Raw genomic sequence first — 10,744 nt, 5'->3', positions numbered from 1 at the left:
TCTGCCCAACGAGGCCTCCACATTTTATTTCACCTTTTCGATTGATATGAGAACCATCCTCTTAAACCTTTTTTAAGGAAACGTACGTAATAGGGTGAATAACCACGAAAAGAAAAGATGGTTGATTTGATAGAATTAAGTAAGGAACAAGAAGAACGTGCTTTTTCTCTTCACAAAGAAGCCATAGTCATCGACGCGTTGAACAGCTCAGTGATGGATGAAATGTATTTTCAAATGATGAAGGAGGGTGGGATAACGGCGATAAACTATACAGTGGCTGGGAAACACAACCTGTCTGAAACCATAAAGAGAATTGTCGAAATGCAACGTATGATTGAAAAAAACACTGATAAAGTGCTCTTGGGCACCTCTACAAACGATGTTATCGCAGCGAAAAAGGAGGAAAAGACTGCAATTTTCTTAGGATTCCAGAATATAGATCCTATTGAAGGAAAATTAGCTTTATTAAAAGTTTATCATAAATTAGGAATAAGAATTATCCAACCAACCTATCATTATAGAACTATAGTTGGAGATGGATGTGCTGAACCAGCAGATTCTGGATTAAGCGCTTTTGGTTTTAAATTTGTAGAACAGATGAACAAGCTTGGAATGGTTATAGATCTTGCACATGCTGGTAAGGCAACAAGTCTCGATGCCATAGAAGCCTCCAAGGCCCCTGTTATTTTCTCCCACTCCAGCATCAAGGCATTAGTCGATACACATCAAAACAAGACAGATGAGGAAATTCAAGCCGCAGCCGAAAAGGGAGGAGTTATTGGGATAAGTGCGTTTCCTCGGCTTCTGGGTGATAAACCAGATTTAAGCATCGACGACCTAATGGATCACGTGGATTATGTGGTTAAGCTGGTTGGCGCAAATCACGTTGGCATAGGAACAGATTTTTTCGAGAGACAGGCTGAAAGTCCAGTGATGAGGAGGCTACTCATATTAGTTGATGGGCAGATCTATAAGCATCCAAAGGACATCGACTCGGTGACGAAAGTTCCAAACATTACCCGAGAACTTGTGGCTAGAGGTTATTCGGACGAGGAGATAAAAAAGATTCTAGGAGGGAACTTCCTAAGAGTGTTCAAACGAGTGTTCAAGGAATAGCATCAGATAGGCATCAACGACTTTTTTGCTTAGATCAACAGATGTTGGACCAAGCTATTGCAGTATTGATGTTGAATAGATCAATGAATGGGATTTTAAGACTGCAAAATTTTTTATAGGCTATATGAGAGTTTTGAGAGGTTGAGGTAGAAGCATGTCGAAGGTAAGTGTCGGCGTTATTGGTTGTGGTTGGATCGCAAATATGACTCATCTTCCCATACTTTCTGAAAGAATTCCTGAAGCAAGACTGGTCGCCGTAGCAGATAACAACAAAGAAAAAGCTAAGAATGCTGCTAAAAAATATCGGGCTGACTTCTGGTATACTGACTACAAGGAGTTGCTTAACAATCCGAAAATTGACGCTGTTTGGATCTGCACTCCTCCTCATTTACACGCACCTATGGTAATAGAAGCAGCTAACGCTGGAAAACACGTGATGTGTGAGATACCAATGACCACGACTTTAGAAAAGGCTGACGCAATGATCGCAGCAGCGAAGTCCAATGGAGCAAAGTTGATGCTTGGATATTGTTTTCATTTTGGTCCTATATATTTAGAAACTAAGAAGTTGATTGAGAAAGGAGAAATTGGTATGCCTGTAATGATTAGTTACAAGTTATTTGTTCCTCGTGAAAATTGGGGAGCTGGCAAACCGTGGGTTAAGAATTTAGGGGAGGGAGGGCACATCGATATCAATGGAACTGAACCAATTGATTTCATGTTATTCCTCTCCAATTATAAAGTTAGACGTGTATACTCTGAGGCAGGAACCTTGGCTTATAGAGATAAAGGCAATACTGAAGACAATTTAGCCATGCTTTTATGGTTTGACGAAGGCGCTATTGGAATCATAGAATACAGTACATGTATTGTGGAAGAACTCACCATGGATCAAGCAGATATAATCGGAGATGCAGGGTCCATATCTATTGAGAATAATCACTTTTTAACTCTGTACAAAAGGGATGCTCCACAACAACGTCAATGGTCATTTAAACCTCTTTATGGAAAACCTAGTTGGGGACATTATGAGGAAGATAGTCATTTCATTAAGTGTATAATTGAAAATAAGAAACCAAGAGTTACTGGTGACTACGGAAGGAACGTTCTGAAGATAGCATTGGCATCGATAGAGTCACGAAAAAAGAGGAAACCGATAAACGTGGAAATTTAAGCATTGTAACGTCCAGTCATCCTTTTTTCTGTTTCTTGAATTATGTTCCTTTCATTAACCGTTTTAATTGCACCATTTTCCACGACGATCTTTCCATCTACTATGACCGTTTCCACATCTCCTCCTCTGGCACAGTATACTAAAATATTAACTATATCATGAAGAGGTCTCAGATGAGCCTTTTGCAGGTCAACAAGAATCACATCCGCTTTCTTACCCACTTCCAATGATCCTATTTGATCTTCCAATCCGATTGTTTTAGCCCCGTCAATTGTTGCCATTTTTAACACATCATAAGCTGATATAATGGAAGCATCTAGGCTTGAAACTTTATGAAGAAACGCCGTTATTCTCATAGCTTCAAACATATCTAGGTTATCGTTACTTGCACAACCATCGGTACCCAACGAAACTGTTATTCTCTTCTTTAACATCTTGGGGATAGGCGCTACACCAGACGCCAATTTCATGTTGCTTTCAGGATTATGAGAAACTTTTGTGCCAGTTTTCTTCAAAAGATCAATCTCCTTATCTGAAACCCACACGCAATGAGCGGCGGAAACGTCGCTTCCAAGAAAACCGAGGTCGTACAAGAACTCGAGCGGTCGTTTGTTTGTTTCCTTTTTTATCAGATCACATTCGTATTTTGTCTCTGAAACATGTATGTGAATGTTCATTCCGTTTTTGTCAGCCAGTTCCCTTATCTCTTGCAGCAGTTCTTCTGAACAATTAAAAGGAGCTGAGGGACCAAGCATGCATTGTATTCGACCATTTTCTGAGTCGTGCCATTTGTTTATAATTTGATTAACCATTTGCATCATTTCCTCTTTGGGAACAAGAACTTCAGGAGTAACCCACTTGTCTGCCAAAGCTATCGCGTAAATGCCTCTTATACCTGTCTCTTTGAAAGCCGCGGGTGTCCGAGGGTTTCTCAAGTCCATGTCAAGGAGACATGTTGTTCCAGATTTGAGAGCTTCAATGCACCCAAGGAGTGCTCCATAGTAACCAATTTCAAAGTCTCCGGCTAAAGCGTCTTGGAACGCTGCTTTTATGTGTGGCATGGTTACTGTGTTAATCCAGTCAACCAAGGGAAGATCGTCTCTCATTCCTTTCAGCAGATTCTGAAATAGGTGGGTGTGCGTGTTTATTAAGCCTGGGAGAATAACCTTTCCTCTAGCATCTATCTCTCGATTCGGAGAATATTTTTTCTCCAACTCCACACTACTTCCCACATCAATGATCCCGTCTCCTTCTATTGCTAAAGCTCCATCTTTGAAAATGCGCTTTTCTTTATCCATAGTAACAACTATTCCATTTCTAATCAAAATATCTACCATGGCAGTTTCCTCGAATTGTTGGTAGAGCAATAGATTTTACGGATATAAATCTTGCTTTTCCAAAAAAAGGCAAAGGTGTTACCACTTGAGGTCTTTTACGAAAAGCTTAAACACAAAGTTAGCTTAGCTTACTAAACTACTGCAAAACAATAAAGAGGAGAGAGCATTGAAAATAAATAATGTTGAAATTGACGACACTTTCGCTGAAATCTGGGATTTAAAGATAGCAAGAATTTTAGTCACTGCGTACTCAGAGAGTTGGGCACTGAGCGCTAGTCAAATGATGGCTGGCTATGGGTCAAGCGTGATTATGTGTGCTTCCCAAGCAGGAATTGAAGGTCCGGTTTCACCAATCGAGACTCCTGATGGAAGACCAGGTGTGTTGGTTCAAGTTAGTTTGCCGCCTGATCCGCCGTATAATGGGGGCAAACTGAAAAAAGAGATAGTGACGAGAACTCTTACACTTATACAACCTCCAACATGCGCTGCATTCAACGCGATGCCCAAGGAACTTATCAGAGAAACTGTAGATGTTGGAAGCCAGATAAGTCGATTTGGAGATGGCTTCGAAAGCGAGGACGTTATCTCTGATAGAGAAGTCTATAGAATACCAGTCACAAGCGGCGATTTTATTGTTGAGAAAAAGTTTGGTATCACAGTCGGTTGCGATGGACATTTCATAGTTATGGCCGAAAATGTTGTTGCGGGATTAGCAGGCGTAAATGCAGCGTTTAGTGCTATCAGAACAGTTGGGGGTGTTGCTCCACTCGGACTTGGGCCGTCAAACAGTGCAAAAAGAGGAGGTATAAATTACAAAGAACGAGCAACTACATCCCACGCTTATGTCCCATCTCTAAGGAATAAAGTTAAGGATACAAATGTTCCTGAAGGTGTTGAAGCCGTTATGGAAGTAGCGTTCTTTGGGTTAACTATGGACGCAGTTAAAAAAGCTCTAAAAGTTGGCATTGAAGCAACAACTACTGTCCCAGGAGTCAAGAAAATTTCAGCCTTGGACCTTGGCGGAACGTTTGGAGGACACCAAATTTACTTCCGCGACCTATTTTAACTTACCCAAGCGTTTCTGACCAACCTTTTCGGTACTCAAAATAACGGTCCTCCGTTCTATACAACCCTATAAGCAGCTTGTGATCTGCAATGAGGACTAGTTAGGTCCCCTTTTTGGGGTGGACGCTTTTCGTATAATTTCGGATCAAAAGTTAAACTTGTTTGGGCTCTATTTCTTTTTCCTGCTGTGGATGCCCTCTTTCCATATAGGTATATAGTCATGGAGGTTCTGCATGCCTTCATAGTTGCGTCCTGGGATAAGACTCCATCATCGTGCAGTTTATGTGCGAGAGCATCATGCATATAGTCTCTCTTCATTGCTTTGACTGGATCTCCTTGCATATCGTACAGTCACCGAAGTGGTCTTTCATAAAAGGGTTGTTGGGTTGGAGTGATATGTCCGTTATAGCCGTGCTGAGCACAAGCCTAGGTCCTAGTTGTGGTGTTAAAGAGTAAATAAATCAACAAAGGGACCTTCAATATCTAGTATTAGTCGAAGAGTCGTGGAAATTTTCCATGATAGAGTCTAAGCAAATGGTTATAAACATAACAATCATTCTTCTACCTTCCAGGAGAGGAAAATTATACAACGAATAGGAGTTGGTGTTATTGGTTGTGGATGGATTGCCAGGATGGCTCATCTCCCAATTTTATCAAAGGAGATTTCGGATGCGAGGTTGGTGGCTGTTGCGGATGTTGATAAGAGAAGGGCTGAGGCGGCTGCGAAAACTTATGGAGCAGAAACTTGGTACACAGACTATAAAGAGCTGTTAGAGAATCCCCAAGTCAAAGCCGTTTGGATCTGCACACCTCCTTTTTTACACGCCCAGATGGTGATAGACGCAGCCAAAGCCGGAAAACATGTAATGTGCGAAATCCCGATGACGATGACGCTTGAAGAAGCTGATACAGTGATAGATACCGCTAAATCCGGTGGTGTTACAGTGATGCCAGCTTACTGTTACAACTTTGCCCCGGCGTACGTCAAGGCGAAAGAACTGATAGAACAAGGCAAAATAGGCAAACCTGTAATGATCTATACCAAGTTACTGTTCTCCTACGATTATTGGGGGCAAGGGAAAGACTGGATTTGGAACGCGGAAAAAGCAGGGCACCCAGGATGGATAACTGTGCCCAAAATGGAATTCTTGTTGAACTCCAAAATTGAAAGAGTTTGTTCTGAGGGTGAATCCATGATTTATGGAGAAAAAGGGAACGTTGAAGACACCATAGCTTGGCTTCAAAAATTTGACAACGGAGTTGTAGGCCTTACACAATACAGCGGAATAGTTTCTGAAAAAATGGTGATGGACACAACGGAGATAATTGGAGAAAAAGGCATAATTTACATTGACACAGAAGAAGGCTTGTTGAAACTCAGAACAAATGCTCCGCCACACGCAAAGGAATGGAATTTAAAACCTCCGTATGGAAGAGCAAGCATAGGACATTTTGAAGAAGACCAACATTTCATAAAATGTATAAAAAAGGGAAGAAAGCCAGCGATGACAGACGAAGATTGGAAGCACATTTTAAAAATACGTTTAGCTGCTGTTAAATCTAGGAAAACAGGAGAAGTGATAAAGCTTTAAAAGTAAGCTGCTACAACTTTTTTCATTCTACGAATATGGAGAAACAAAAGTTGAGTGTTATGGAGACCATGTTGAAGCGTTGGAAGAGAATAAGCATAAATCGCTGTTCCCTAGAAATCGTGAAAGAAATGATCAGGGAGCACGATAAATTAAACGTCGATGTAGAGGAACTTAAAAACGGAACGACTGTAATCGACTGTGGCGTGAATGCGTCTGGAGGGTACAAAGCTGGTGAATTAGCCACAAAGATAGCTTTTGGAGGAGTAGGGGAAGCTCGATCAACTGCTGTTACTTACGATGACATAACTTTGCCTGTGTTGGTTCAATACACGGATTTACCGGCATTCATAGCGGTTTCGATGTATGTATGGGTTGGTGTAATCCATGCGCCTCATGTTAATACTAAGGATTTTAAGGCTTGGATATCTGGCCCAGCCAAAGCATTAGCTCAGGAACCGGCTAAGGTATTCGAAAAGTGGTCTTATAAAGATCCTCATCCTGAAGTTGGTGTCCTTCTGGTTCAAACACGTTCGCGTACAGAAGGCCTACCAGATGAGAAATTCGCAAAAATCATTGCGGATAAATGTAAAATAGACCCCAAGGACCTGTATTTAGTGTTGATTCCGTCAGACAGTGTGGCAGGTTCGGTTCAGGTTTCATCTCGTGGACTCGAAGATATGTTCTGGCGGCTCACGGAATTTTATAAAATTCCATATAGTAGAGTTGAACATGCAATGGCGACCACCCCGGTCTCTCCTGTATCTCCCAAAGTCTTTAAGGAGCCGTGCTGCTGGGCAGACGACATGATTAGATATGGCGGCACTGTCCACTTTTGGGTTCGTTCTGAAGAAGGTGAGAACCTACAGTCAATGGCTGAACACATGGTAATAGAAAATTATCCAGCATCTTACGGAAAGTCCTTCTATCAATTGGCTGTTGTAGAAAAGAAATACATTGATCCAACATTAGACTTGCACAAATTGGCACAAAAGGGTCTCGGTTTTATAGTTGCGGAAGCCGCCTTAAGCGACACAAGAACTGGAAGAATGTACAGAGCAGGGAAAGTACACATAGACTTCATCAAAAAGTTGCTTCGAAACCCTTGGTAGATTCGCGCATTCATATCAGTTGAAAGATTTGAGGGAAAATTCTTGCTTCCAAAAATGAATGAAGTAGAGATAGAAGATACGCATATCGAGTTGAGCGAAATAGTATCATCCCAAATACTTGTTACAAGCATGACAAAAGAAATTGCCTTAATAAACGCTCAACGTCTCTGCGGTGGCGTCATAACCTTCTCACCGATTGAAGGCTTTTTAGGAAATTTTGCTCCATGGCAAAATACGCCAGATGGCAGGCCTGGTTTCTATGTGTTGTTACGTGGGATGAGGAGCATGAATCCCGAGACAGAAGAAGGCAGAAAAGCGTTTGAGAACGCTTTTACAAACGTTTTATGTTTGACTCCTCACTTTCCAACGATTGCAGTCTTTAATGCCGTCCCCCAAAAAAAGACGCTATTCACCGTAAATGCTGGTGAAACAGTGAGGCTTTGGGGAGATGGTTTTGAAGTTGAAGACGAGATGTCGAGAAGATCAATCTACAGAATTCCAGTTATGATGGGTGAGTCGATTATTGAGAAGTCTTTTGGAGTGACAACAAGTTTTGATGGTGCATTCGAGATCTTTTGTGAAAACTCTGCTTGTGCCTTAATGGCCACTCAAGCTGCGGGCGAGAGGGTTTTAAATGAAATTAAAGGAGCTTTCATGATTTATCCTTTGCCAGGCGTGAATGGGGCAAAGATTGGGGGGGTCAACTATAAGGATCAAAAAGCGACAAGCACCACCTTTTTGTGCCCAACCATACGCGACAGGATAAGCGATACAAGGGTTCCTAAAGGAGTCAACACCGTAGTTGAATATGTTGTTTGGGGTTTAGACAAAGAGACAGTGAAGAAAAGTTTGAAAATTTCTTTAGAAACTATCACAAAAATTCAAGGTATAATACGGATAACCGGTTTTAACCAAGGAGGTCTTTGGGGAAAACATAAGATATACTTGCGTGAACTGCTGGAAAACACGTAGAATACCTAGTTACCCTCAACGCGCGATGTGTCAACAAGATAAAATGAATAGGTTAAATTTGCACCTAGTGTCGTGTTGGATGGAAAATGAACAAAATCAAAGTAAATGAACTATCTCTTAGAATAGTCAAGAAAATCCTCGATCATCCAAAAAAACTTAGCATTGAAGTGTCAAAACTGGAAAATGGTGCAACCATTATTGATATGGGAGTACATGCACGGGGAGGGTTTGAGGCAGGGAGATTAGCCACAGAGATTTGTCTAGGGGGATTGGCAAACGCGCAGTTAGCTATGATGACCTTCGCGGATATTACTCTCCCAGCAATTGGAGTGACAACGAGTTGGCCAGCTATCTCCACCTTAGGAATCCAGGCTGGATATCCGCTTTTAGAAGGTGAAAAAACAAAATTAATTGCGTCGGGTCCCGCGAGGGCTTTGGCATTGAAGCCAAGGAAACTTTTCGACTTTCTTGACTTCATGGATGAATCTAATATCGCGGTAATAGTATTACAAATGGACTACTTGCCTTCTGAGCAGGTAGCGGAGTTGATAGCTGCAGAATGTAACATAGAGTCTAAAGATCTCTATATACTTGTTACTCCAGGGGAAAGTCTTGCGGGGGCAACTCAGATTGCGGGTCGAGCGATAGAAGACGTTACATTTACTATGAGGGAAGTTTTGCATTACGACGTAAGAAAAGTTAAGCATATGTTTGGACTGGCTCCGATAGCTCCTGTTTGTAAGTTTGTTAAAGTGGAGAAAGCGCTGTCAGACGATTTGATATGTTATTGTGGAAAAGTTTTTGTCGCTTTAGAATCTAAAAAAGGAGAAGATTTAGAGAATCTTGCGGAGGAGCTTGTCTTTGAATCAACCCCGATATATGGAAAAACTTTTTATGATGTTTTGAAGGAGGCAAACTTTGACTTCAGAAAGGTGCCCGGATTCCCATCGATATTTCGTCCTGCCCAAGTGATAATCAACGATCTAAGGACCGGCAAGATGTATAAAGCAGGTGATGTGAACTTAGATATGATCAAAAAATGCCTTCGGGTCATTGAGGGGGGAACAAGAATCTGAACTCGAAGAAGAAGCACCTTACTCCCTATAGCTTTAGAATTCTATTAATTTGTGTATTAACCCTATACTGAAAAGCGCTCGCGCGCAGGTGGTCAAACTTGCTAATTAGAATTGTTAGCTAAGTGGTGTATGGCAATAAACTTTAAAATATATCAATGTATATTCATGACAGTAACATGAAGTGAAATCGAATGGTTGAAATCACCTTCGAAAATGTTTCTAAATACTTCAAAAAAGTCAAGGCTGTTGATAAATTTAACCTTAAGATAAGAGATAAAGAGTTTATGGTATTGCTCGGTCCGTCTGGGTGCGGAAAGACCACGACTCTTAGAATGACTGCTGGATTGGAAAAACTTACAAACGGTAATATCTACTTCGATGACGAACTTGTAAATGATCTCGAACCCAAAACGAGAAGAGTCGCGATGGTTTTTCAAGATTACGCGTTGTACCCACATATGTCGGTTTTTGATAACATAACATTGTGCCTTCGGGTGATGAAAGTACCGAAAAAAGAAATCAAAATAAGGGCTAAAGAAACAGCGGAGTTACTGCAGATTGAGGAACTTCTGGATCGCAAGTCATGGGCACTTAGTGGCGGACAGAAACAGAGGGTTGCATTAGCTAGGGCAATAATTAGAGAGCCCTCCATTTATCTGCTAGATGAACCACTGTCGAACTTAGATGCCATGCTAAGAACTAGAATGAGGGGAGAACTAAAGAAGTTACATGAAAAGTTGAGAACTACCACGGTCTACGTAACTCATGATCAAACTGAGGCCATGGTCATGGCTGATAGAATAGCGATTATGAAGGATGGTACGCTTCATCAAGTAGGCAAACCTCGAGAAATTTATGACCATCCAAAGAACAAGTTTGTCGCAACATTTGTTGGAATGCCCGCAATCAACTTTATAGAAGGTCAACTAACAAAGAAAGATGGTGAATTACTGTTGAACACTGATGTCTTCTCCTTAAAAATTCCGGATGCTCTATTGGAAGCGCGTGTACAAGAGAAGTTTTTGAATAGTGAGGTGATACTGGGCGTTAGATCAGAGTACGTATATGTCCACACCAAACAACTGAAGGGCGCAATAGAGGCAAAAGTTTGGCTTTTTCAGCAAATGGGAGATGTGGGGTACGTAGATTTAGAAATTGGCACTTACATGATTACAGCGAAAGTTGATCCTCTATTTGACGTAGAAGAAGGAAAAAAGGTATTTGTTAAGTTTGATGAAAGGTTCCTTCAGGTTTTTGATAAATCTAGCGAAGAGAGAATTTCATGAAAAGTATAGTAAGCATT

Annotated in this window: 9 protein-coding genes; 8 read left to right on the top strand and 1 reads right to left on the bottom strand. The window is 41.2% G+C overall.

What is annotated here, in order from left to right:
• The first annotated feature begins 126 nt into the window (after positions 1–126).
• Together KAU88_00890 and KAU88_00885 are read left to right on the top strand one after the other, a co-directional pair.
• A complete protein-coding gene (locus tag KAU88_00890; GenBank protein ID MCK4477073.1) occupies positions 127–1,116 on the top strand; it encodes a dipeptidase in 990 nt (329 codons plus the stop codon).
• 154 nt (positions 1,117–1,270) lie between these two features.
• Positions 1,271–2,290, top strand: a complete 1,020-nt coding sequence (locus KAU88_00885) for a Gfo/Idh/MocA family oxidoreductase (GenBank protein ID MCK4477072.1) — start codon at positions 1,271–1,273, stop codon at positions 2,288–2,290.
• On the opposite strand, the gene KAU88_00880 is transcribed toward KAU88_00885, so the two are convergent.
• The gene (locus tag KAU88_00880; protein ID MCK4477071.1) at positions 2,287–3,627 is read right to left on the bottom strand and encodes an amidohydrolase; all 1,341 of its coding nucleotides are present in this window, start codon (positions 3,625–3,627) and stop codon (positions 2,287–2,289) included. The two genes, KAU88_00885 and KAU88_00880, sit on opposite strands and share 4 nt — an antisense overlap.
• 166 nt (positions 3,628–3,793) lie before the next feature.
• Between KAU88_00880 and KAU88_00875 the strand changes: the two genes are divergently transcribed.
• From KAU88_00875 to KAU88_00850, 6 genes are all read left to right on the top strand, one after another.
• Positions 3,794–4,693 carry a formylmethanofuran--tetrahydromethanopterin N-formyltransferase gene (locus tag KAU88_00875; GenBank protein MCK4477070.1) on the top strand — a complete coding sequence of 300 codons (900 nt, stop codon included), beginning with the start codon at positions 3,794–3,796 and terminating at the stop codon, positions 4,691–4,693.
• Between the two features lie 631 nt (positions 4,694–5,324).
• Positions 5,325–6,284, top strand: a complete 960-nt coding sequence (locus KAU88_00870) for a Gfo/Idh/MocA family oxidoreductase (protein ID MCK4477069.1) — start codon at positions 5,325–5,327, stop codon at positions 6,282–6,284.
• Positions 6,285–6,334: 50 nt separating this feature from the next.
• A complete protein-coding gene (locus KAU88_00865; protein ID MCK4477068.1) occupies positions 6,335–7,393 on the top strand; it encodes a hypothetical protein in 1,059 nt (352 codons plus the stop codon).
• A gap of 42 nt (positions 7,394–7,435) precedes the next feature.
• Positions 7,436–8,365, top strand: a complete 930-nt coding sequence (locus tag KAU88_00860) for a hypothetical protein (GenBank protein ID MCK4477067.1) — start codon at positions 7,436–7,438, stop codon at positions 8,363–8,365.
• A gap of 86 nt (positions 8,366–8,451) precedes the next feature.
• Positions 8,452–9,441: a methenyltetrahydromethanopterin cyclohydrolase gene (gene mch / locus KAU88_00855; GenBank protein MCK4477066.1), complete on the top strand. Its 990-nt coding sequence runs from the start codon at positions 8,452–8,454 to the stop codon at positions 9,439–9,441.
• 191 nt (positions 9,442–9,632) lie between these two features.
• Complete coding sequence (locus tag KAU88_00850) at positions 9,633–10,727, top strand: ABC transporter ATP-binding protein (protein MCK4477065.1); 1,095 nt, start codon at positions 9,633–9,635, stop codon at positions 10,725–10,727.
• Positions 10,728–10,744: the final 17 nt, after the last annotated feature.

This window comes from Candidatus Bathyarchaeota archaeon (genome assembly GCA_023131225.1).
GTDB lineage: Archaea > Thermoproteota > Bathyarchaeia > Bathyarchaeales > SOJC01 > JAGLZW01.
This window is presented reverse-complemented; position numbering and strand designations above follow the sequence as displayed.